Origin of the sequence: Variovorax soli, assembly GCF_031454625.1 — a bacterium.
In the GTDB taxonomy this organism is placed as follows: Bacteria; Pseudomonadota; Gammaproteobacteria; order Burkholderiales; family Burkholderiaceae_C; genus Variovorax; species Variovorax soli_A.
Map to the genome: position 1 here is coordinate 1 of NZ_JAVDRF010000022.1, position 21,943 is coordinate 21,943.

28 protein-coding genes and 4 pseudogenes are annotated in these 21,943 nt (G+C 63.0%); 23 read left to right on the forward strand and 9 right to left on the reverse strand.

Going from position 1 to position 21,943, the window contains the following annotated elements; genetic code table 11:
* Positions 1 to 221: 221 nt before the first annotated feature.
* The 3 genes from J2739_RS27350 to J2739_RS27360 all read right to left on the reverse strand — a co-directional run bounded on the left by J2739_RS27350 (position 222) and on the right by J2739_RS27360 (position 1,356).
* Positions 222 to 410, reverse strand: a complete 189-nt coding sequence (locus J2739_RS27350) for a hypothetical protein (protein ID WP_309907608.1) — start codon at positions 408 to 410, stop codon at positions 222 to 224.
* Between the two features lie 223 nt (positions 411 to 633).
* The gene (locus J2739_RS27355; RefSeq protein WP_309907610.1) at positions 634 to 912 is read right to left on the reverse strand and encodes a DUF3303 domain-containing protein; all 279 of its coding nucleotides are present in this window, start codon (positions 910 to 912) and stop codon (positions 634 to 636) included.
* Positions 913 to 1,161: 249 nt separating this feature from the next.
* Entirely contained in the window at positions 1,162 to 1,356 is a 195-nt protein-coding gene (locus tag J2739_RS27360) for a hypothetical protein (protein WP_309907611.1), read from the reverse strand.
* 452 nt (positions 1,357 to 1,808) lie between these two features.
* Between J2739_RS27360 and J2739_RS27970 the strand changes: the two genes are divergently transcribed.
* The 8 genes and pseudogenes from J2739_RS27970 (at position 1,809) to J2739_RS27395 (ending at position 5,685) form a co-directional block, all read left to right on the forward strand.
* Entirely contained in the window at positions 1,809 to 2,237 is a 429-nt protein-coding gene (locus J2739_RS27970; protein ID WP_405053977.1) for a DUF4158 domain-containing protein, read from the forward strand.
* Positions 2,238 to 2,724: 487 nt separating this feature from the next.
* Positions 2,725 to 3,117 (forward strand): annotated as a pseudogene (locus tag J2739_RS27975) (Tn3 family transposase); the annotation flags it as partial.
* Between the two features lie 75 nt (positions 3,118 to 3,192).
* Complete coding sequence (locus J2739_RS27370) at positions 3,193 to 3,492, forward strand: hypothetical protein (RefSeq protein ID WP_309907613.1); 300 nt, start codon at positions 3,193 to 3,195, stop codon at positions 3,490 to 3,492.
* Entirely contained in the window at positions 3,489 to 3,896 is a 408-nt protein-coding gene (locus J2739_RS27375) for a hypothetical protein (protein ID WP_309907615.1), read from the forward strand. Before J2739_RS27370 ends, J2739_RS27375 begins: the two co-directional genes overlap by 4 nt.
* Before the next feature lie 187 nt (positions 3,897 to 4,083).
* Positions 4,084 to 4,590, forward strand: coding sequence for a hypothetical protein (locus J2739_RS27380; RefSeq protein WP_309907617.1), 507 nt, complete (start codon positions 4,084 to 4,086; stop codon positions 4,588 to 4,590).
* Between the two features lie 148 nt (positions 4,591 to 4,738).
* Positions 4,739 to 5,263, forward strand: a pseudogene (locus J2739_RS27385) (Tn3 family transposase); the annotation flags it as partial.
* Positions 5,157 to 5,399 (forward strand): annotated as a pseudogene (locus J2739_RS27390) (hypothetical protein); the annotation flags it as partial. The pseudogenes J2739_RS27385 and J2739_RS27390, both read left to right, overlap by 107 nt.
* Before the next feature lie 46 nt (positions 5,400 to 5,445).
* A complete protein-coding gene (locus J2739_RS27395; protein ID WP_309907619.1) occupies positions 5,446 to 5,685 on the forward strand; it encodes a Tn3 family transposase in 240 nt (79 codons plus the stop codon).
* Positions 5,686 to 5,833: 148 nt separating this feature from the next.
* Here J2739_RS27395 and J2739_RS27400 read toward each other — a convergent pair whose 3' ends face one another.
* Positions 5,834 to 6,976 carry an ABC transporter substrate-binding protein gene (locus J2739_RS27400; protein ID WP_309907621.1) on the reverse strand — a complete coding sequence of 381 codons (1,143 nt, stop codon included), beginning with the start codon at positions 6,974 to 6,976 and terminating at the stop codon, positions 5,834 to 5,836.
* 796 nt (positions 6,977 to 7,772) lie between these two features.
* On the opposite strand from J2739_RS27400, the gene J2739_RS27405 reads away from it, so the two are divergent.
* Positions 7,773 to 8,045, forward strand: a complete 273-nt coding sequence (locus tag J2739_RS27405) for a hypothetical protein (protein ID WP_309907623.1) — start codon at positions 7,773 to 7,775, stop codon at positions 8,043 to 8,045.
* Between the two features lie 414 nt (positions 8,046 to 8,459).
* On the opposite strand, the gene J2739_RS27410 is transcribed toward J2739_RS27405, so the two are convergent.
* Complete coding sequence (locus J2739_RS27410; RefSeq protein WP_309907625.1) at positions 8,460 to 8,726, reverse strand: hypothetical protein; 267 nt, start codon at positions 8,724 to 8,726, stop codon at positions 8,460 to 8,462.
* A 353-nt stretch (positions 8,727 to 9,079) separates the two neighbouring features.
* Between J2739_RS27410 and J2739_RS27415 the strand changes: the two genes are divergently transcribed.
* From J2739_RS27415 to J2739_RS27435, 5 genes are all read left to right on the forward strand, one after another.
* Complete coding sequence (locus tag J2739_RS27415) at positions 9,080 to 10,213, forward strand: IS110 family RNA-guided transposase (RefSeq protein ID WP_309907627.1); 1,134 nt, start codon at positions 9,080 to 9,082, stop codon at positions 10,211 to 10,213.
* A gap of 619 nt (positions 10,214 to 10,832) precedes the next feature.
* A complete protein-coding gene (locus J2739_RS27420; protein ID WP_309907629.1) occupies positions 10,833 to 11,180 on the forward strand; it encodes a hypothetical protein in 348 nt (115 codons plus the stop codon).
* Between the two features lie 137 nt (positions 11,181 to 11,317).
* A complete protein-coding gene (locus J2739_RS27425) occupies positions 11,318 to 11,464 on the forward strand; it encodes a hypothetical protein (RefSeq protein ID WP_309907631.1) in 147 nt (48 codons plus the stop codon).
* Between the two features lie 511 nt (positions 11,465 to 11,975).
* Positions 11,976 to 12,476, forward strand: a complete 501-nt coding sequence (locus J2739_RS27430) for a transposase (RefSeq protein ID WP_405053978.1) — start codon at positions 11,976 to 11,978, stop codon at positions 12,474 to 12,476.
* A 38-nt stretch (positions 12,477 to 12,514) separates the two neighbouring features.
* On the forward strand, positions 12,515 to 12,721 hold the full coding sequence (locus J2739_RS27435; RefSeq protein ID WP_309907633.1) for a hypothetical protein: 207 nt from the start codon (positions 12,515 to 12,517) through the stop codon (positions 12,719 to 12,721).
* A gap of 612 nt (positions 12,722 to 13,333) precedes the next feature.
* Here J2739_RS27435 and mazF read toward each other — a convergent pair.
* The 3 genes from mazF to J2739_RS27450 all read right to left on the reverse strand — a co-directional run bounded on the left by mazF (position 13,334) and on the right by J2739_RS27450 (position 15,128).
* Entirely contained in the window at positions 13,334 to 13,672 is a 339-nt protein-coding gene (gene mazF / locus J2739_RS27440; protein WP_309907635.1) for an endoribonuclease MazF, read from the reverse strand.
* Entirely contained in the window at positions 13,672 to 13,914 is a 243-nt protein-coding gene (locus J2739_RS27445) for an AbrB/MazE/SpoVT family DNA-binding domain-containing protein (protein ID WP_309907637.1), read from the reverse strand. The genes mazF and J2739_RS27445 overlap by 1 nt, the downstream gene beginning before the upstream one ends.
* Positions 13,915 to 14,591: 677 nt before the next feature.
* Entirely contained in the window at positions 14,592 to 15,128 is a 537-nt protein-coding gene (locus J2739_RS27450) for a hypothetical protein (RefSeq protein WP_309907639.1), read from the reverse strand.
* Between the two features lie 682 nt (positions 15,129 to 15,810).
* Here J2739_RS27450 and J2739_RS27455 point away from each other — a divergent pair.
* From J2739_RS27455 to tnpA, 5 genes are all read left to right on the forward strand, one after another.
* Positions 15,811 to 16,125, forward strand: a complete 315-nt coding sequence (locus J2739_RS27455; protein ID WP_309907641.1) for a hypothetical protein — start codon at positions 15,811 to 15,813, stop codon at positions 16,123 to 16,125.
* Between the two features lie 36 nt (positions 16,126 to 16,161).
* Positions 16,162 to 16,494, forward strand: a complete 333-nt coding sequence (locus tag J2739_RS27460) for a hypothetical protein (protein ID WP_309907643.1) — start codon at positions 16,162 to 16,164, stop codon at positions 16,492 to 16,494.
* An 817-nt stretch (positions 16,495 to 17,311) separates the two neighbouring features.
* Complete coding sequence (locus J2739_RS27465; protein WP_309907645.1) at positions 17,312 to 17,506, forward strand: hypothetical protein; 195 nt, start codon at positions 17,312 to 17,314, stop codon at positions 17,504 to 17,506.
* 91 nt (positions 17,507 to 17,597) lie between these two features.
* Positions 17,598 to 18,032 (forward strand): cupin domain-containing protein, encoded by a 435-nt coding sequence (locus J2739_RS27470; RefSeq protein ID WP_309907646.1) that lies wholly within the window; start codon positions 17,598 to 17,600, stop codon positions 18,030 to 18,032.
* A gap of 237 nt (positions 18,033 to 18,269) precedes the next feature.
* Positions 18,270 to 18,656 carry an IS66-like element accessory protein TnpA gene (gene tnpA / locus J2739_RS27475; RefSeq protein ID WP_309907648.1) on the forward strand — a complete coding sequence of 129 codons (387 nt, stop codon included), beginning with the start codon at positions 18,270 to 18,272 and terminating at the stop codon, positions 18,654 to 18,656.
* 26 nt (positions 18,657 to 18,682) lie between these two features.
* On the opposite strand, the pseudogene J2739_RS27480 reads toward tnpA, so the two are convergent.
* Positions 18,683 to 18,868: pseudogene (locus J2739_RS27480) on the reverse strand (MFS transporter); the annotation flags it as partial.
* Here J2739_RS27480 and J2739_RS27485 point away from each other — a divergent pair.
* The 4 genes from J2739_RS27485 to J2739_RS27500 are packed head-to-tail and all read left to right on the forward strand — an operon-like array spanning position 18,834 to position 21,906.
* A complete protein-coding gene (locus J2739_RS27485; RefSeq protein ID WP_309907650.1) occupies positions 18,834 to 19,832 on the forward strand; it encodes a chromate resistance protein ChrB domain-containing protein in 999 nt (332 codons plus the stop codon). The pseudogene J2739_RS27480 and the gene J2739_RS27485 overlap by 35 nt on opposite strands.
* Entirely contained in the window at positions 19,829 to 21,013 is a 1,185-nt protein-coding gene (locus J2739_RS27490) for a chromate transporter (RefSeq protein WP_309907652.1), read from the forward strand. The genes J2739_RS27485 and J2739_RS27490 overlap by 4 nt, the downstream gene beginning before the upstream one ends.
* Positions 21,010 to 21,438 (forward strand): hypothetical protein, encoded by a 429-nt coding sequence (locus J2739_RS27495; protein WP_309907653.1) that lies wholly within the window; start codon positions 21,010 to 21,012, stop codon positions 21,436 to 21,438. Before J2739_RS27490 ends, J2739_RS27495 begins: the two co-directional genes overlap by 4 nt.
* Positions 21,439 to 21,468: 30 nt before the next feature.
* Positions 21,469 to 21,906: a chromate resistance protein ChrB domain-containing protein gene (locus tag J2739_RS27500; RefSeq protein WP_309907655.1), complete on the forward strand. Its 438-nt coding sequence runs from the start codon at positions 21,469 to 21,471 to the stop codon at positions 21,904 to 21,906.
* The last annotated feature ends 37 nt before the right edge of the window (positions 21,907 to 21,943 follow it).

Genomic DNA, 21,943 nt, shown 5'->3' on the forward strand with positions numbered 1-21,943 from the left:
ACGGGCCATAGCTCCAAGGCCCAGTCCAGCATATCGTTGAACGCCGCGCGCCCCTCAGTGAGACGCTGCATCTCTGCGGCAAACTTCTCCGCCCATCTAACCAATTGATTTCTCCCTGCGAATCCACGAATCCACCAAGGTGACGCCCAAAGAGCATTTCACCTGCACCCATCCATCACTGTTTTCCAGGTGTCGCGCCGCCGCCGTCTGCGCTGCGAACCTCATCCCCATGGGGCTGGCAGGCGCAGGATTGACCCGCCAAAGGCGACCACCAGGCCGACGAACTCGATCAGCAGCACAGTCTCGGGCAAGACGCTGTCCTTCGGGACGCGATCGGGTTGCATCCCCTCGTTCAACTTATCAACCCAGCCGCCCAGAGGAGCATCGTCGTGGTTGTGCATGTGCTGCATAGCAACAATTCTGAACCCCTGGGGCACTTTGGCACCCAGGGTTCAACTAGGATCTCCCCACTCTTCGCGCGGGACCTCCGCTGGTTGGACCATCTCGGTTCCGATCCACTTCTCGGCGTTCGTCACGGCCTGGTTGTCGCGGTCCCCACCGCTGCGGTGCGCAAGACTGTGGAACGATGGGTAGGTAGCAGAGTAATTTGTTGCAGAGTAATTTGAGAACCTGCTACTTGCGTTGCAGTCCCGCCAGCACGGCGCCCAGTTGCTCGTCGTTCAGGGCCGGGTGTACGTCCATCTCCATCAGGTCGGTCCATTCGAGAGCCCAGCGTGCCATCGCGGAAGCGTCGTTCGCCTCGCTGACGGCAAAGCCCGTACCGTTTGCGACCTCGTGCCAGCGCCCAAGCGTGGTGACGCCCTGCGGGGGTTGTCCGCCCGTCTTCGCGAAGCGCTCGATGACGGCGTTGCGATTGCCGGCAGGAACGCGCCAATGGCTTATGAAAAGCATGATGTTCTTCCCTTTGACGGCACCATGGAAGTGCGATGCGAGCGAGTGCCGCGCGAGCAACGCCGGGCATTGGACGCCCTGGGACATTGATAGTCGATCGCGCCCTAACTGCAAACCGGCCGAGGCGGCGCCTCACATCCAGGCCTCTCGGGCGGCCTCGACAGGATCACGCGCCCACTTCCCAGCGTCTGCCTTGTTGATCGGGTCTAGACAGGTGAACTCCGTCCATTCAAGACCGGCGCCGCGTCTTCACCACATAACCCACAACGCGATCAGCACCACGACGGTCCCCAGGGCAGCGAAAGACAGATCTCGGCGCCAACTCCCTGAGTTCCTTTCACGCTCTTCCTCCTGGGGGTGGTCCCAAAGCGCGTCCTCAAGTTGAGAAGGGGGTAGATCAAGCTCTTCGGCGAATCGGTCGTGCTCGCTGAGGTCGTTTGCCATGGCTGCCTCCTTGGAGTAGCGCTTAAGTGCTCAAAGTGTAGCTAGTTGTATGTAGTACGTAAGTGTGCCTTTCGCTTGGTGGCATCGCGCGGTGACGTCACGATCGAATCGACCCGGCGCACCTATTCCGCAGTCAGGATCTCGCAATTCCACTCCTGAAGTAACCAGGCGCCTCCACTTTCTCCAGGCTGACGATCCGCAGCTCGTTGTCGAGCGCCGACTTGATCCTGGCGCCATAGAGCTTAGGTCCCTCATCGTGCAGAAGGGAGTAGATCCCGGCCTCGTCGCTCTTTCGGCACGGCGTTGATTTATTTTCGGTGTCAAAACTGACGGTTCGCATCCCCGCCAATGGCGCGGGTTCAGTTCAGCTAAGTTGTTGATTTCGCAAGCATTGCTGTTCGCTTCGCCGCGGCGTATCGTCACGGGCCCCCGAATTGCGAAGGAGCGCGGCAATGCAAGGCTGGCAGACGTCCTCTCTGGGCCTGCGCGACATGCCGGGCGAGATCAGCGAGTTCGAGCTCCAGGCCTTTTTCAGTTTCAGCCGCGCCGAACTCGAACTTATCGCGCGACGGCGCAGCGACAGCCTCAAGCTGGGCTTGGCGCTGCACATCGGTTTCGCCCGCATGACCGGACGGCCGCCGAACAGCGTGCGCGCCGTGCCCCCTACCCTGCTTCGCCACCTTGGCCGAGAGTTCGACATCTCCACGCCCGACCTGGTGTCGCTGCGCGCGCTGTACGCCCGCGGGGGCACCCTGTTCGATCACCAGCAGCAAGCCTGTGAATGCCTGGGCTTCAAATGGATGACCAAGCACCAGCGCCGCGGCCTGGTGACGGTTTTGCGCGATGAGGTCGCGCACTGCTCCAATCGCGAGCGACTCTAGGTACTTGCCAGGCAGTGGCTCTACGACCATCGCCTGCTCATCGTGCACGACCGAGTGATCCGCGCCATGGTGGCGGCCGCACTGGTCGAACTCGAAGCATCGACCGGCCAGGGCATCATGACAACGGTGCCTGCCGCCTTCTTGGATTGGGCGCAGCAGTACCAGGAGTTGCTGCAGCAGCTATCCGATCTCGCAGCCCATGACGCTGTGCCAGATGCCGAACTTCGCTCGCGCCTGCTCGAGATCGTCGCGGCCAAGCGCGCCCAGCGCCCGCCGAGTCGAGCATCGGTCATCCGACAACGTCTGATCGACGCCATCGCGCCTGTGCGCTCGCTGCTGGTGGGCGTGAGCCGGCTGCCCTGGCAGGCCGCCGGCGAGCATCCAGCGCTCGATGCGTTGAACAAGCTGCGAACCGGATACGCCGCCGGCGCCAAGCGCCTTCCAGCCAGGGCCACCGCGCCACGCCTTGGCGCAGCCTGGCGCGAAGCCGGGCAAGCTGCTGAGGACGGCGTTCCTGGCCGACTACCTCGTCAACGGCGGTTTCCGGCGCGAGTTGCGACGCGTGCTCAACCGTGGCGAAGCGGTGAACGCGCTCAAGCGCGCGATCTATACCGGCCGCGAGACGCCGGCGCAAGCGCGGCGGACCGACGAGATGCAGGCGGTGGCCGACGCGCTGAGCTTGTTGGCCAACATCGTGATGGCGTGGAACACGGCGCAGATGCAGGCGGTGCTGGACCGGTGGGCCAACCGGCGCCAGATCGTGCCCCCGGAGTTGACGGTGCGCATCGCGCCGACAAGGCTGTCCTCGTCGCCCTGCGCCGCAGCTATCTCACTCAGGCGTTTGCCAGCTCTGCTGACACGCGGTGACGGTGACTCCTAGTCCGACAAGCATCGCTGCGTGAAATATGCTGAGGAAATGGATATTTGCTCCAGGTGATCGCAAGATCGCCGGTCCGTGGCGGCCTGGGAAGGCAAGCAGGGACTTCATCGTGGGTTCTCCTTCAACGGTCTGCGGTGGCTGCCCGTTGAAGGCATGATCGCGGTGCCTGAGCTGCCCGCCGCACCAACGTTCAATATTGACCGGTTAGAGCATCCCCCCGATCTGATAGCAGGCTTTCCGGCTGCCTTGCGGCTTGGGTTGTCAGGTGATGAAATCCAGCTGACCGATGCGCTTCGCCTTCAGGCCCAGGAGGCTACTCACCCCGACGACCTGGTACGGTCGGCTGTCAGTGGCTGTACACCCGCCGGATCGTGATTACCGGGCCGCGTCGCCTCAAGGACTGGGCCCGCGACGCGCTGGCCGCGATCGAGGCGAGCGTCCTCGCCCAAGTCAACGCCGCTGCTCCGGTAGAGATGGCGCACCAACTGAGCGCCCTCGCCTACTGCATCCGGCCCGAGACGGAAGCCACCCACCTTGAGTGGCTGAAGACGCCCTCACGGCGACACGGACCGGCAAGCCTGGCTGAAACGCTTGAGAAGGTGCGCTTTCTCAAGGCGCTCGGAGCTGACACCTGGAACCTGAGCGGCGTGACGCTGGCCAAGCAGCAGGCCTACGCTCGGCAGGGGCAGTCGCGACGTCCGGCAAAGACGCGCGAGATCAAGCCATCGCGCCAGGTGATCGAGTTGGTGTGCTTTAGTTCTGCGGATCACGCTTCTTGAACTCACCGACGTGGCACTGCTTCAATCGAGTCGACGCAGCCGGCAACTGTTTCGCGAAGCTGCCGATCGCGCCCAGGCAAGTCGCGTACGCGCCACGACAGGTCTGCTCAGGTAAGCGGCGCAGGCCAGTGCCATCCTTCATGATGAGGCCAGGAGCTGGCAGGATCGCGTCCTGCAGGCTCGGCAGTTGCTCGCCGAGTTTTGCGGCGCGACCACCGGCAGCTTTGTTTCGCAAGTTCGCAAGGCACTGGCACAGGACTTCCAGCGGGTGCATGCCTGCCTGACATCGCTCAGGGATCTGGCGTTCGGGGGGCGCAAAGGCGACCCTGGATTCGAGCAGTGGAAGGCGTGGAAGGCATTGCAGGGAGGCAGTGCTGCCGACCTTCCCGAAGGCGTGCAGCTTCCTAAAGTGTGTGCCGCCTGGCACGGTCTCGTCCACGACCTTGACCCCCGCGCAGGCCTTCGAGCCTTGGAAGCCTGCACGATGATGTCGCTGCGCAAGAGCCTTCGTCGCGGCAGCGTCTGGATTGACCATTCGCTGAGCTATCGCGAGCGCGACCAGATGCTGATTCCGCCGGACCAATGGGAATCGCAACGTGAACAGCATGTCGAGCTCCTGGGGATCCAAGTCGCCGAGGGAGTTCCTGGAGCCGTTGTTGGCCAACCTGATCACCGGAACCGCAGCGGTTTGTGATGCTCCGGACCGGGGCAGGATCGAGATCAGCGCCGACGGCATGTTGCGCCTGCCCGCCATCACCGCCCTCCCCGAGTTGAGCGAACCGGTGCGCACGCGCGAGACCGTATACAAGCTCATCGGCAACATCCAGTTCCCCGATCTGCTGATGCAACTGGATGCGGCGACCAACTTCAGCGATGCCTTGCTTGGGCACCGGGCGCAGACCGCGGATGAGCTCGTTGCGTTGTATGAGGAAGGCAGTGGCCGCCTTCGGCGCGCCAATGAACGTGTCGCACAGTTCCAGAGCCAGATCCCAATCGCTGCCCTCTGGGGCGACGGTGACAAGGCATCGGCCGACATGATGTCGCTGGACGCGTCGCGCCACCTGTGGAATGCCCGGGTCGATCCGCGCCGGCGCACGTACGCCACCGGCCTGTACACCCACGTGCGCGACCGATGGGGGATCGTCTACGACCAGCCCATCGTGCTCAACGAACGGCAGGCTGGGGTTGCCATCGAGGGCGTCGATTCAAACAACCGCGGCGAGGACCTCATGCGGCTATCGCTGGTGGCGGTAGATACCCATGGGTACACGAACCCGGCGATGGCTATCGCCAAGCTGCTGGGCTTTGACCTGTGTCCACGCCTGCGTGACTTGGCGGAGCGAAAGCTGCACCTGCCGCGCGTCTTCAGGGTTCCGGAAGGCATGGAGGTGCTGCGCCGGGCTAGGTCCACTTCCGTTACCGCGCCCCCTGCCGACAACGCGCAGATCTCTTTTGTTGCGCACGGGCTTCCTGGCGGACTACTTCGTCAACGCGGCGTTCCGCCGCCAACTGCATCGGGTGCTCAACCGCGGCGAGGCGGTCAACGCCCTTGAAGCGCGCCATCTACACCGGGCGGGTCAGTCCAGCGCAGGCCAGGCGTGGCGACGAGATGCAGGCCGTTGCCGACGCCTGGCGCTTGCTGGCCAACATCGTCATGGCATGGAACACCGCGCAAATGCAGGCGGTGCTCCTGAAAACCACTAGACCCCTCCTTCAGGTCCGCACGCAGGTGCTGAATGACGAGCTACGCGCGTCTTTCGAGAGGTGGTATCCGGGCTTCGGCGCTTAGGATCAGGCGCCGCTCGCAGCGTAGGCGGTGAGCAAGGATGCTGCACTGCACACCCCCAGGAATGGGATGCTCTCCGACACGCCCGCTCGTGGGGTACAGCGGCTCGATCACGGCAATCAAGCGCAGGCACTCCCTTGCCCTCCGTCGATTACTGGACGAGTTCAGCAGCACGCAAGAAAAGGCTCTGCGGAACCGCGAGGCCCAGTGTCTTGGCGGTCTTCAAGTTGATGACCAGGAAATACTCTTTGGGTTGTTCCACCGGCAGATCACCCGGCTTGGCTCCACGAAGGACCTTTGCAACGTATCGCGCCGCCAGCCTGAAGTTCGCGTCGTCATCCGTTCCATACGAAATCAACCCGCCCGCATGGACCACCGAGCCGAATTCATACATGGCGGGGATCCGGTGCGCCGCCGAGTAGTCGATGACACGCTGGCGGTTCAAATTGGTCAGTGCGTCGGTCACCATCATCAGTGCATCGGGTCGCTCGCGGTTCATCGCGCTCAGCGCCTCGTCGAAATCATCGGGCTCACGAACCCCTAGCGGCTCGATCTCGATGTGCAGAAGCTCCGCGGCCCTCCTGATTTCCTCGTATCTCAGGGTCATGGCGTAGTTGGCCGCATTCCACAGCACCGCCACTCGCCTTGCCGACGGAACCAGTTCCCTCAACAACTCCAGGCGCTTTGCGCTGAGTACCGCCGCCGGATCATTGATTCCGGTCAGGTTGCCGCCCGGATGCGCGAGACTGAGCACCAACCCCGCTTCCACGGCATCTCCGGCGCTAAGAAACACGACCGGAATCGTGGAGGTCGCCTTGCTGAGCTCCGTCGCGGCAGCCCACCCGAGTGCGACGATCACATCCACCTTGTTTCCGATCAGATCATTCGCAGCCGCTGTCAACCGCTCGTTGCGAAGCTCGCCCCAGCGTCCCTCGTAGCTGATGTTTTTGCCTTCCGTGTAGCCGAGCGCTCGAAGCTCGTCGCGCAGGGGGTGCGGTGGCGCACCGTCCGTCGGCGGGAACCCTCCCGCGAGAAAACCGACTCGCCACGTCCTGGCAGGCGTCTGGGCCGAACCGGCGAATGGAAATGCAAGCGGTATCAGGCTTGCTGCAAACACCAGTTGGCGACGAGCGATCATCACCTGGTCGGCACAAATGCAGGAACGCCCTGGACAAAAGAACGGCGAGGCCGCGTCTCGGACAACGTTGATGCATTCGGCTCTAGCGACAATTTCGTGCACGATTTTGATCACTTTGAGGCGCAGGACCTCGAGCTGCGTGGATGGCCCTGCCATATTACGTCCAGGCCTAGCGAGGTGGGCTCCGCTTCCCGCTGGCCATGATGCATCGCCCCGCGCGAGCGGCCAACCCGATGGGCCGACCGATCGACCACCGCCTGCATCTGCGCGGAGTTGCATGCCATCACGATGTTAGAGCCGGCCGCGCAAATCTGAACACGCCGCAAAGTGGATAGGCTGCTCCCACGTTGGTTTGCAAAAGTTGTGGTCATCTTTGGCAAAACTTGTCGCCTTTTCCACCGGCGCCGCGTGGGTGCGCGAAGGGCTCCGACTTCGCGGTGAGCTCGGAGTACCCGCCCACAGTAAGGGCATGCCAGTACACTGCGCTTGCGCCCGCCGGTGGCCTTAGCCCGTAGCGGTCACGTTGTCGTACTTCATCGAGCCGAACCCCGGGCAAAAGCTGCGTCACCGACAAGTACGCGTACCAGTCGCACGCGCTGCGATTCGCGGTACGCCGTCCGCTTGAGACGGAAGCGGTATTTCGAGGCCCCATCAACCCCCGGGCCGAAGAGCAAGGCCCGCCGGCAGCGGGCGGCGCCGACACCGGCTGGACCGTCGGCGAGCGCACATGTACGCGTGGATCGCTCATCAGGCGGGGCGCAGGCCCGAGCCGACGTAGATCTCTACAAAGCCCGCAAGCAATTCTTCGACCTGAAGTGCTGAGGCCTCTCAGCATGGTGCCCTCGGCGTTCCTCCCAAAAGCTTGGCACGAGGTCAGCTCTACCGATTGGAAGCGCCGCACTCAATGGTCAACCGCGTACGATGCGCGCATTGGGTAATCGGAGTCTTCTCGATGGCTACTGTCCTAGATAAAGAGCTCAGACGGCAGATTTCCGTCGACGGAGCGTCATACACAGTTTCACTCGATGCTGAGGGCTTGCGGCTGATCGGCAAGGGAAAGCGGAAACCTGTCGTCGTGTTGCTATGGCGTGATCTCTTGAGCGGTGAGGCCGCGCTGGCGGTCGCCTTGAACGCATCTTTGAATCTGCGGGCAGGTGAAGAAGCGGTGACCCAGAAATTACCAGACTCAGCGACCAGGGATTCGAGAAAGAAGCCGTCGCGCTAGGGAACAGCGCACCCTGTGGCCCGAAGCCTTGAAATGCGTCCCCCGTGGTTGGCGCTTCCGCGCGGCGTCGCTGCCGATAAGGCGCGCGTTGAAACATCTTCATCTTTACGCGCTGCAGTTGCTTGCGCAGCGCGCCTTCGCATTGAGGCGGATCTAGTAGTGACGATCAGTCAACACCGCCACCCACGGGGTCGGCGTCCTCGTCTTCGCGGTTCATGGCCGCTCGCCAGCATACCGACCCCGCCTCGAAAGCCTCGTGCGCTGTCGGAAACGAGCGCTCGGAAGCCGAATGCTCCTCGACGCGGTCTGCATCCCCTATCGCCTGAAGGAGCAGCCAGTGATAGTCGCCATCGTGGTCTGGATCCTCGATCACGGTCGCAAAGCAAGGTGCGAGAGCTTCATGTCGGTTTTCCCTTAGAACTGCCCTTGCCCGTCGCCGGTGCGATCGTGAACCCAACGCATCGACTGCTGTTCAGCGTGCCGGATCGCCTCCGCCTCGGTGCCATATATGACCTCTTCCGTGTCCCTGGGCAGTTGCGTCTCTTCCTCATCCGCAGGCGTGCGAACAAGTACAACGATGGGTTCATAGCCGCCGCGCGCGGGTTCTGCGCGCAGCTCAAAGCGAAAGCCCCGGTATTCAAGGGAGTGGCCGTCGGAAATGGGAGTGCTGGATTCAGTCATGGCGCCTCGGGCGAGTTTTCGGAAGAATGCGGCACGGCCGGCGGCTAGGGTGCAGGTGCGCACAGGCGCGGCTTGAAGGACGAAGCGCCAAGGAGGCTTCCGTCATGATCATCCGGCAACGGCTCACCCTGTTTCACGACACCGGGACCGACCGATGCGCACATGAAAAAGCCGCCAGAAAGGCGGCTGCTTCAGCGCTCCTGAATGGAGCACCGTCCATCTAGACAGAATGGCTTGAGCCGTTGAGGAGGCCCGTCTCCGGGACTACCGTGGGTTGCGCACCGTGAGGTGCGCCGAGCCACAACGCTGGACCCCGAGGGGCGGACAGCGTGCAACGTGCAAGGAGACGGGCCATGAATCAATCTACCACCACGGCCACCGTTTACGTTTGCCTGGACGTCCACAAGGACAGTATCGACATCGCCCTGGGCGAGGCCGGCCGTGACGGCGAAGTGCGCCATCTGGGCGCGGTCGCCGGCGGCGTCGTTGCCATCAGCAAGGCCCTGCGCCGCCTGGTCAGCCGGGGCCATTGCCTACATGTGGTCTACAAAGCGGGCCCCTGCGGCTTCGTGCTGCAGCGCCACCTCGCTGCGCTGGACTACCACTGCGAGGTTGTGGCGCCCTCGTCGATCCCCAAGCGCTCGGGCGACCTGGTGAAGACCGACCGCCGTGATGCGTTGATGCTGGCGCGCCTGGCGCGCGCGGGTGAACTCAGTGCGGTGCGCGTGCCCGACGCAGTGGACGAAGCGCTGCGCGACCTGGTGCGAGCACGCGAGGATGCCGTGCGCGAGCAGCGCAATGCACGCCACCGGCTGAAGGCGCTGCTGCTGCGCAGCGGCGTGGTGTACGCCGGCAAGAGTGCCTGGACGGCGGCGCATCTGCGCTGGCTGGGCCGCCTGGCGCTGCCGCACGCCGCGCAGCAGATCGCCTTCCAGGATTACCTGCACGCGGTGAGCGAGTCGGGGGCGCGCATCGCAAGGCTGGAGCAGTCGCTGCGCGATGCGTTGGCGGATTGGTCGCTGGCGCCGGTGGTGGCCGCGCTGCAGGCGCTGCGCGGTGTGCAGCTCATTGCCGCGGTCACGCTGGTGGCCGAGATCCAGGACTTCCACCGCTTCGACAATCCGCGCCGGTTGATGGCCTACCTGGGCCTGGTACCCAGCGAAGACTCCAGCGGCCAGCGCCGCCGACAGGGGGCCATCACCAAGGCCGGCAACTCGGCGGCGCGACGCATGCTGGTGGAGGTGGCGCACCTGTACCGCTATCCGGCCCGAGTCAGCGCAGACATCGCCAAACGCCAGTCGGAACTGCCCAAGGCCGTGACCGACATCGCCTGGACGGCGCAGCTGCGGCTGTGCGCGCGCTTCAAGCGCTTAGCCGCGAGACACGTGCCGCACAACAAGATCGTCGTGGCCATCGCGCGCGAGCTCTCGGGCTTCGTGTGGGCCATTGCGCGCGAGGTGACGCCGCCAGCGGCCGCATCAACCTGAACCAGCGATGACATGGCACACATCACCAAGGGGCGCCTATCGAACAACCTTCTTGAGGCCGGATCGGAAACGCGGCGCAGCCACGGCCACAGGGGAATCCTCGGCTGAGCTATTGCCCAGCCACGCAAGTGGCTAACCGCAAACCCTAGAAAGCAGGCAGCCCCGCGACGAATACATGAACTGTCGGTAGCCAATCCACGCATATCAGCATGGACGAACCGATCTCTCCGGGTGCCGGATTGCAAATTGGTTCGCGAATGCCGGATCGGGAACGCGACGGAGCCGTGTGCGTAAGCGACGGTTGATCAGATCAAGCCATATCAGCTCTTCTGCCCTTGCCCGGGCTGCTGAGGTGTGGACGGCGTGCCCTGGCCTGGCTGCTGCCGACCTGGGTTGTTCTGCTCTTGCTGGCCCGGCTGACCTGGCTGGTTTCCTGGTTGGCTCGGGTTCTGGCCTGATTGATTCGCCCTGGACGTCTCCTTCGTTGACTGAGCGACATCGCTCGTTGGCAAAACTAGGCAACCGCATACGGCGAAGTTGTAGCCACGGGTCGATACAGGGCGTAGGACCCGGCGGCAGTCCCCATGCGCGATCTGACCTAAGAATTGGCCCGGGTAAAATGATGTATGTCCGATACCAGCTGACGCAAGATGGCCTGCGCTACGTAAAGAAGGCCTCAGGTTCCATAGGCTTCCCCGCGGCTGCCGTCGAAGACACACGACTCAAGATCAAGGCGGCGGAACTCAGTGCAGAGTTCGCCGCCTTCGCGGCGCTTGCCGAGTGGACCTCGGACTCTGGATTCGGCACCGCACAAGGTGCGGACGGCGCGGCCCTGCTGACAGACATCGCGCGGGTGTATGCGGGCGCCGAACGCGCCGACAATTGCCGCGAGCCTGCCGTTCGGGATGCGATCCGAAGACTAGGCGACTTGCTCGGCCCACGCGGGCCCCAGATTGCACAACCATAGCGCGCACATGCCGTCGAGCACACACAGTTCTCACGACCTCCAATCGAAAAATCTATGCGCAAAACGACGATCGCCGCCTCAAGGCGTGCACCGCGTAGGCGTCGGCGCGCGCATGATCAACAGAGGGACGCACCCGCATGCTCCAAGGCGCCGTGGCGGTTCTGGATCGCTTCGATGAGGAAGATGTGCTGCCGCGCAACCGGCAGCGTACTGCTGCGCTGAGCGCGGCGCTCGCTCCGATGGAGGTCGACACGTGGATCGAGAAATTCCGCAGAGCGGGATGATCCGGTCCGTCGACGTGCGTGAGGCCTTTGTCGACGAGCGCTCCGCCGGACACTTCTCGACGGCGGCCTGCGGTACCAAGGAGGATGTCGACGTCCGCTATTACGGATATCGAAGGGCCGCCGTGCCTATGGGTACGGCTGCGAGGCGCGTCACTCATAGCTTGACGCCACCGACTTGTCATCGCAGACGTAGTGCGGATATTCACGGTAGTGGGACGTCGGCCGGGAGGCGCATGGACGACATATTCAACAAGTGGATAGCCCTGTCAGACGAGTATCAGAAGCAGTTTGAGTTGCTCCAGAAGGGCGACGAATCGGCCCGTACGGAGGCGCGCAGGCGATTCGCCCTTGGCGGCACCGTTGCTGGATCTTTGCGCGCGACCCGCACTTCCAGGCCAAGGCCGGTCGCATCCTGGACCTGTACGAGCGGCGCTGGCAAGGGCAGGCGCTGCGCAAGGACGAGTTCGTCATCTCGACCGACGAGAAGACCAGTATCCAGGCTCGGCTGCGCATGCATCCGAGCCTGCCGACCGAAGCGGGCAAGTCAATGCGCGTGGAGCACGAGTACGAACGCGGTGGCGCCTGGTCGTATAGGGCGGCATTGGACGTGCATCGCGCCAAGGTGTTCGGCCGCTGCGAAGCGACCACGGGCATCGCGCCCTTCGAGCGACTGGTCGATCAGGTCATGAGCCAGCCGCCCTACGTCAGCGCAAGACGCGTGTTCTGGGTCATGGACAACGGCTCGTCGCATCATGGCAAGGCGTCTGTGCGGCGCCTCACGCAAGCCCATCCCCGATTGGTTCCGGTCCACGCACCGGTCCACGCCAGTTGGCTCAACCAGATCGAGATCTACTTCTCGATCGTGCAGCGCAAGGTGCTGACCCCGAACGACTTCCCTTGCCTGGAGGCGGTCGCTCAGCGGTTGGCGAACTTCGAGCGCTACTTCGAGAGCATCGCGCGTCCATTCGAGTGGAAGTTCACCCGCACCGATCTCAATGCCCTGATCGCGTGATCGCGCGCATGCGTGATGGCTGGACGCAGAGCCAGCCCTTGAAGCTGGCCGCCGGCCGCCGCGCATCGCTCGCGCGCGTATTCAGCGTTCTTGGTCGAACCGGCCGCGGCGATCAGCGTGGCATCCAAGCAGTGCCGGCGCGCAGCAACAGGCTCTTGGTCCGCAGGATGTCGTTGATCACGCGCAGCTGGCGGCTTGTCCGCCATCCCGCTCAGGTCAACACCGCGCCCGTCCGCATGGCATAAGCCGCGGTGCCCCGTATGCGGCGGCGGTTCCGATGCCGTCGGGCACATTGCGCAAAGGGGCCATGCCCAGCAATCGCGCGACCCGCCTGACGTCGACATCGGGCCGGCGCGATGCCCTCGTAGGGATCGACCGGGTCGCCGCACAGCTGTTCGACAGCCAAGTGACCGGGCAGCCGATTCATCCGTGCGAACTTCCACAGCATGCCAAGCAACGATTCGTACGGCTGCACCATCGGCGTTGGAACACGTACCCTAACCGGGGGCTCAGCGCGCCCTTGTGGCGTTGTGCGCCGCGCTCGCTGCGTGCGGCACCACGAGCGCCGACGACCGTTCCGGGCATGAGCCGACGGCAGATCGAACGGCTCGCAATCCGCTATGTGGCCGAAGGTCTGTCCACGCAAGCGTCGGCGCGCTAGCAATAATCAGCTGGCGCCAGACTTTGCGTAGCTACGGGTGCCTTCGGGTTTTGAGCGGCTTCGCGTAGGCCGCCGAGGCACTGCCGGCGCGCGTCCAGGGCAGACGCCGAGCTCATTGTGCCCGGCCGGCGCGACAGCGGAGCCTGGCCTTAGTTGGCCGCCTCAAGAAAACAATGCGCGATTCTCTGAGGAAATGCTAAGGCTGGCCGATGAGGACGATTGCCTTTGCCCTGACCTCGGCTAGCTCTGCAGCAGAAGCCCTGCCTTTGAGGCTCGCTTTGCGGGCTACCCAATCAAGGCTCTTCAATTGATCGGCCAAGGCCGCGCCTGCTCGAGCTCCAGCAATCTCGACCTCGAACGGATAGCCCTTTACTTGCGTTGTCAAAGGGCAGCAAAGCATCAAGCCGGTCTTTCCGTTGTACGCCGATGGGCTGAGCACCAACGCGGGCCGATGCCCGGCCTGCTCGTGACCGGCTTGCGGGTCAAAATGCAGCCACACAATGTCCCCGGCCTCGGGCACATAGCGGCGAACCATTAGAACGTCTCTTTGCCTACAGCGCGACCGAAGCTGATTTCGCCGTGCAAATTCTCCGGGGTGATCCGGGCCAACAACTTTGTGAGTTCGAATTTTCCGGGCCGTACAGGCTCGATCACGATACGCCCTTCCTCTTCGCGCACGTCTACGGTTTCGTCCAAATGCAGCCGCGCAGCCTCCATCACCGCCGCGGGAATGCGCACCGACGCGCTGTTGCCCCATTTCTTCACCATTACGTGCATGTGACCTCCATTGTATCGTCAATGTCGATACTTTACCTCCTTCTCGCGAACGTAGCAACGTTGTTGATACCGGCTGGTTTGGCCGGAGTTGGGAACCGCGAACTAGACATGATGGGCGCCGCCCAGAGGTAGACGGCCGGTCTCCAACATCGTAGGTTGCACGCCGAGGCGTGTAGAGCTACATGCTGTGTCCGCGCCAACCCTGAGTACGTCACGGCGATAAAGGAATCGACCTACGTCAGGGCAGTACACGTGGTCACCGGCCATCAGCTTTGGTAGATTCCAGCCGTAACCTGTGGCTGGCGGCCCTCGGCCAACAGCGGAAGTTCGTCACGACCCTCCAGTTTTGCGCCGTCGGTACTGTCCAGGGGCTTCAGCGCTGGTTGAAGTTGGCCAGGAGTGCTCGACATCGCGGAGGTGTAGCGGGCGACCAGTTGCAGCCTATTTGACGGACCTGAACAACCAGGTGCCGGGCTGTGCACGAGCGCGACATCAGCGCGGCACGCGACATCCTGGCTCGGGGTTCATCGCTCTGAGGAAAGAGCCTCTCCATCGCGGATTCGCACTAAGGACAGAGCGCGGCCTGGTGATTGAGGCTGCCAAGTAATCCACGGCAGCTGCGCCGGACACGGCCGCTCTGCAGAGGGAATCCTCGTCCTTTTGAGGCGTGGAGGATGTCAACGCGCCGAGAAGAACGCAGTTCCCGCTCCTGAAGCAGTTTCACCAACTACGATGAGCTGTGAGCGACCATCGGTAGCGTTCGCCTTCAACGCAATCCCGCTGGCGCTCTGGCCAGGGAGTAAGCAGGGGGAACCACCAAAGGTGAGCGCGAGGTCGAATACATTCTTGCCGGAGATACGCGGAGTCAGTTGACCCGACACGTTGCAACCACTCAAAGAACCAGAGAAAGCACCTGTCGAAGTGATCGCGATGGAGCCAGTATCACCCTGGACGGTTGACCCATTCCAGTTGCCAACAACATCGGCCAAAGACGCTGGCAGGTCATAGTTGAATACCTCAACGGGAATGCCAACGCCATCAAAAGTGGCGGTAGTCCCAGTGGTTGATACCGTTCCGTTGATCTTCGTGCGTGGGGTGTAGGTCGCGGACACATTGCCCCTGTACACCTGACCTGTTCCGTAGTAATCGGTCACGGATGCCGTGTACTTGCCATCGGACGACGAACCATTGGTGCCGTGGATGACTCCTTGCACGAACAGGACGCCGCCGGTTGCCGCCCTCCCGTACAGAACCCAGCCCTCGTCATTCTCAAGGACCAATCCATAGAACGTCAGTGCAGAATTGGTAGTACCCCGGTAGGCGCCTTCAGCCTTGTTGGCCGCTGTGGGTGCCGGCGTAGGCGCGGCGGCTGGCGCGGGCGCGGGAGCGGGGGCTGCTCCGAGGCCGGGTATGGGAGTGGATGTAAGACCTGGTACGGGTATCGGATTAAGAGCGGCTAGCGTCGCTGCGGATGCAGCAGTATCGGCGCCCCCACCACCGCCCCCGCCCCCACCACAAGCCTGCAATAGGGCTACCAAAGCGACCGGCGGGAGAGTTTTTGCTTTCTTCATTTTGTTCGCGTTAGCAAGCAAAGCTCTGGTGCGTGCAAATAGGGTCATGAGCGGTCCATGTGATTCGAACGAGGGTCAGATTGAGACCAAATAGTACGTAAGTTGTATTCACACAGGAACGGCCAGATGTCACGCATGGCAAGGCATTTCTTAGTCGCTTTGTCATGGGTGAAGTAGGCGGCTGGGGGTCTCGGGGGCGGCGAATTGCAGCCATCGACTAACCTGAGCTGCCGCCTAGAGCCCGCTGGCGTCGGTGCGGATGTGGCAGGATTCGGCCCAGAACCGGTCTTCGACCATTACCCCCGACACGGAAAAATGACGCCCCATGAAAGCCATCGCCGTTGAAATCGACCGAGTGGTTGACGACAGCGGATATCCGACCTTCGTGGAATGCCTCTTGATCGACGCGATGGGGCTGAGACACCGCTTCTTGGAGAAGGAGCCCGTCGTGAGCGTGGCTGAGATCGACATTGAGTCGCTTCCCGCGCCTGGCGTTATCGCTTGCGAAGTTGAGTCGGAGTGGCTTGATTCTGAAGGTCGCTTGGTAGTCCGTGCTGCGACCACGCGGCCTTGGGGAGTCCAGTCCACCGAAGGCAGCAGCAGTTTTGTTGTGCTCGCTGAGCAGCTACGAGAGATTTGAGCGTCGGAGGCCGGACATTCAACCGAAGGAGCGGACATGAGCCAAGACGTGAGCCCATCTGACGCGGACAGAGCGAGGAGCGTTGTCTCGGAACACCCGCTTTGGGCAGAGGCTTCGGCTCACGCGTACTGCAAGAGCGATATCTTCGGCTCTCAAAAAAGCCTCATTGAGCGTGCGCGCCTGACTGACGAAGAGCGCGTCGTGCTGCGAGCTGCGCTCGCGGATGCAGATTCAGTTTTGGTGGTCAGCTACTTCACAGCCGACAAGACACCAGAGCCGCTCTCGGGGGGAGGAAAACTGTACGGCTTTTTGGTCCATCCGCATACCTTTGAGCTGCTGCATGCGGGTGAAGGCACTTGGCGCTCGTAGCCCTTCTACTCTTACGAGTCCAGCCTGGCGCGAGGCTACATTCGGCGAGAAGCCGACCTTGGCCTTACAGCCACAATTTGAGACCACCACATGCAGACCTTTCCGACCGAGCGCCTAGTCGCCACTTCGGCGGCCCTGTCCGGACCTGCGCACGATGCATCCATTACCGTAAACTGGCACCCTTCGAACTTGATGGCGCGATGGTCGAGACGATGGTTCGGTTAGAAGGTGTTCGGCTGCCAAGCGTCGAGTTCGATGCGCTTCGCGGGACACACCTCCGATTCCCAATCAACCCTGAGCCAGGCTGCATTGACGGCTCGCTCTACGTAGCAGGTGCGCACCATCCGGTTGACGTCTCCGAGCTGCTCTTTGGAGGCTCATCACGCGACGAAGCCACCGTGACGCTGCGAGGCTCCGCGATTTTTGAGTACGAGGGATTGGGCGACTACGAAAACGCGGACATAGAACTCCGAACCTCGCTGGTTTGGCGTTGAACCCAAGGCAACAGTTAGCGGCTACAAGCGGCCAGCACCGACGTTCGTCACAATCCTCCAGTACAAGAAGAAATACTCAAAGACCGACAGGCTTCGTCTACCTTCACCCCAAGGGACTTCTGGTTGGCCCTTACTCTGGCCCTGGTGCGTGTGTGCAGGAGGATTGGGCGCAACGGGCAACTTGGCTCGATGGCATCGACACAGTTGACACTGGGTTGCTTGGAGCGACAGTACGAGCGGCATGGGCACGGTGTCGTGAGATTTGGTTGATTCCCTGCAAGGAAGTCATTGGGAAGCACTGCGAAGTCGTCGGCGCGACGAACTTGAAGACGCTATATGTCGGCACCAGATTGGTTTCACCGTGTCTCAAGGACGGCACCGTTGTTGTCGGAGCGACCAAACAAAAAGATGCCGGCCATTTCGAACCTGTACCGGCATCAAAGGTCCGACTGAGCGACAAGGTGTCCGATGCAGAACTCGGCGCAGCGGTGATGGCTGCCTTGCTTGCCAGCGAGTGATGCCTTCGCCAGCAAACGGCCAAGACAGGACATTCCATCCGGAGCCCAATTTGCGGCATGATGCCCCGTCACCGTCGACGGAGGCTCGAAAATGACCGATTCCTCACCCATCAAGGTTGGCCAGCTGTCCATTCGCTATCTTGTGGACGGCTCCGCCGCCGGCAGCGTCGGGATGTTCGAGCTCAAGGTTCCGCCGAGTTCCAACGTTCCGCCCCCACATAGCCATACGAATAACGATGAATGCGTCTACGTTCTTAAAGGAACCCTTCGGTATTCCGTTGACGCTGATGTTCGAGACCTCTCTGCTGGGGAGAGCATGTACAGCCCGAGAGGGAGCGTGCACCAGTTCTCAAACCCATTCAACGCAGAAGTGCGAGCCCTCATCGTGCAGTCGCCTGATATTGGCGCCCAGTACTTTCGAGACGTGGCCGCAGTTGTTACCGCTGGAGGACCGCCTGACAAAGCGGCCTTGATTTCGGTCATGGCCCGCTATGGTCTGGTCCCTGCGTCGCCAGGCGGTGCGTAATCGACGGCTAACGCCGCGTTCGGCCAAGACCGGTCGCTCAACCTTGTGGCACGATTCGTCGAATGAACTGCCAGATTTGTGGTTGTTTCGTAGCAAACGAGTAGTGTGGTCCGCCTCTGAACGCTTCTTTGGTGTAAGCGTGGCCTCAAGGCCCTCTGGCGAGATGACGCGGGCGTGAGCAGGATCGCCTGATCGTGCTCACACTTGGATGTGTGCATTTAATCGGTACGTGCACACATGGACAAGCGAGTCACTTCGGGCAAGGACACCCGGCGCAGGCACAGCGAAGAGCTCAAGCAGGAATTGGTCGAACGCAGCCTGGAACCTGGCGCGTCGGTCGCGGCCATCGCGCAAGAGCATGGCATCAATGCGAACCTCCTGTTCAACTGGCGCCGGCTTCGCCTGCGCGCGGAAGCTCCAGCGGTTGAAGGTGCAGCGCCTCCAACGCTATTGCCGGTGACGGTGCAGATGGAGCCCGCGGCCAAGACTAACAAGGCCATCGAGCCGCGCCCTTCGAGCGGCGTGATCGAGATCGACGTTGGTGCCACGCGCGTGCGGCTGCGCGGTGCCGTCGACGAGGCCAGCGTGCGTTGCGTGCTGCGCCTGCTGGGTGCCATTGCGTGATCGGCCTTCCTTCGAACACGCGCGTGCGTGACCGCGGCCATGACATACGCCGTGCGTGTGGGCACATCCATCGACGACAAGGCGCTGCGCACGAACAGGAGTCCCAAGGCGATCGGCAAGCTGGGCGCGATGGCGGCCAGCACGAGGCAAACGTTGGCGGGAAGATGAGTAAAGACCATGGTATTGAGCAAGCCGATGCGCCGGGCAACCATACTGCTGGTGGTTTCCCTGCCGACGCAGGGCGCAACGGCACGGATGCGGATCTGGCGCGCGCTGAAGGGGCTGGGCTGTGCCGCGCTGCGTGACGGCGCCTATCTGCTGCCGGGCAATCCGATGCATCGAGACGCCTTGCAGGCCCTGGCGGACGAATGCGTCCAAGAGGGCGGCAGCGCTTGGCTCATGCGGGTAGCGGCAGCGAAGCCGGGCGATGCAGGCGTATACCTTGCGCTCTTCGACCGCAGCGCCGAATATGCCGCGCTCGTCACGGCATGGAAGGAGGCAGCGGCGACCTTGCCCTCCCTGGGCATCGCCGAGCTGGCCCGCCTGCAAAAGAAGCTGCGCCGGGACTACGAGGCGCTCGTGGCCACGGACTTCTTTCCCGGCGAGGCCAGTCTCGAGGCCGAGGCCACATGGATCGACTTCAACCGACGGATCGACCGCGTGCTGTCGCCAGATGAACCGCACGAGACTGGCGGCCAGATCCCGCGGCTCGACATTGCCGACTACCAGGGGCGGCTATGGGCCACGCGCCGGCGGCTCTGGGTCGATCGCGTGGCCAGCGCGTGGCTGATCCGTCGCTTCATCGATCCCGCCGCGCGCTTCCAGTGGCTGGCGAAGCCTGCCGATTGCCCCCGCAAGGCACTCGGCTTCGACTTCGACGGCGCGGCCTTTACCCATGTCGGGGAACGCGTGACCTTTGAAACCCTGATGGCAAGCTTCGGACTCGAGGAGGACCGCGCGCTCATGCGCATGGGCGCGATGGTGCGTTCGCTCGACATGGGCACCGGCTCCGTTGCCGAGGGTGCCGGGTTCGAGGCGGTACTCGCCGGCGCGCGGGAGCGCCTCCCTGACGATGACGCCCTGCTCGGCGAGATCAGCAACGTGCTGGATTCCATGTATGCGCACTTCCAACGAGAAGCTGCGCGCTCCAAGGTCCGAATGAGCAGCGCAAGATGACCGACCCCACCACGACCGACGCCGCCGGCGCCACTGCGATGCGGTACTCCCTTTGGCAGGTCGTGCGCTACATGCTCGCCCTGGGCACCTGGGGATTCGGCGGTCCGGTCGCCCTGGCGGGCTACATGTATCGCGATCTGGTCGAGCGCCGCGGCTGGATCTCCGAAGGCGACTACAAGGAAGGCTTGGCGCTCGCGCAGCTGATGCCCGGCCCCTTGGCCGCGCAGCTCGCCATTTATCTCGGCTATGTGCACTACCGCCTCGTGGGCGCGACCTTGGCAGGTCTGGCCTTCGTTCTGCCGTCATTCCTCATGGTCGTGGCGCTGGGCGCGGCTTACGTTGCCTATGGCGGTATCGGCTGGATGCAGGCCCTGTTCTATGGCGTCGGCGCCGCGGTGATTGGCATCATCGCGATGAGTGCCTACAAACTCACGACCAAAAGCATCGGCAAGGACAGGTTGCTGTGGGCAATCTTCCTGGCCAGCGCAGCGGTGACGGTGATCACGAAGTCCGAGATCGTCTGGGTGTTTCTCGGGGCGGGCGTCCTCGTATGGCTGTGGCGCGCACCGCCGAAGTTCGGCGGGAGCCTCCACAGTGTGGCCGCGCCTGCGGCAGCCTGGTTCGCGCTGGACACGATCGATTGGCACAAGCTCGGCCAGATCGGCGCTTATTTTGCCTACGCCGGCACCTTCGTCTTCGGCAGCGGCCTGGCAATCGTGCCCTTCCTGTATGGAGGGGTGGTCAAGGAGTACGCGTGGCTCACAGACCGCCAGTTCGTCGACGCCGTTGCAGTCGCGATGATCACGCCCGGCCCGGTGGTCATCACCACCGGCTTCATCGGCTACCTGGTGGCAGGCTTCTGGGGCGCCGCGGTGGCAGCCCTCGCTACCTTCGTGCCCTGCTACCTGTTCACCGTCCTGCCGGCGCCCTACTTCAGGAAGTACGGCAAGCTGCCGGCCATCGTGGCCTTCGTCGACGGCGTGACGGCCGCAGCCATCGGCGCGATCGCCGGGGCGGTGATCGTGATCGGACAGCGCTCGATCACCGACTGGGTCACGGCCGCGCTGGCACTCGTCACGGCCGGCGTCCTCTGGCGCTTCAAGAAGCTGCCGGAGCCTGTCATCGTGCTCGCCGCGGCTTTGATCGGCCTCGTCGTCCATCCATTATTGGTCCACGCATGAGCGGCACAAAAACCCCTGCTTCCGGGATTCGGCGGCTCAGCCTGCTGGTGGCGATGCTCGGCGCCGCGATCCTGCCCTGCCTCGCCGTCGAGCGAGCCGCCTTTGCGCCTTTGAACGGCGCACAAATTCGCTCGGTACTGCAAGGCAAAGTCGTGAGCGATGACCGGCATTGGGCACATCACTATCTGGCAGACGGCCGATTGATGCGACTGCAGAACGGCCGCCTGAAGCCCGGGCAATGGATGGTTCAGCACGATGAACTGTGCTTCCTCCTGCCTGAGGTCAGCCGCACCGAGCCCGTGTGTTTCCAAGTCGCCCGCCGCGGCAACGAGTTGCAATATCTCGATGGCGAGCGGGTCGTGTACGAGAGCGTCGTGCGCAGCCGCTCGGCGGCGCGAATGTTCGACGGCACCGGCGAGCGTTGAGCAGCCGTCGGTTCCTTCAGGAGTGCCGTCATGAAATGGGTCACCCGCGAACGTCCGAAGATCGACCGCATCGCCTGTCCCTGGCTGATCTCACGATTCATCGACCCAGTGCCGGAGTTTCTCTACGTACCTGCCGACCAGGTGAGCGAGGTGGCGGCCGAAACCGGCGCTGTTCCCTATGACGTCCCCGACGTGGAGATGAGCCACGTGGGCGAGCTCTGCAGCTTCGATGCCTTCCTCGAGAAGTACCAACTCAAGCATCCCGCTTTGCAGCACCTGGCCCACATCGTGCGCGGCGCCGACACCTCGCGCCTGGATCTGACACCGGAATCAGCAGGCCTCTATGCCATTTCGCTGGGGTTGTCGCAGACCTTTGCAAACGACCACGAGATGCTGCGGCACGGTCTCGTGGTGTACGACGCGCTGTATGCCTGGTGCAGATCGCGCCACGCTCAGACAGACACGTGACCGCCCACCCCATCGAGCACGCACTCGAATGGAGAAC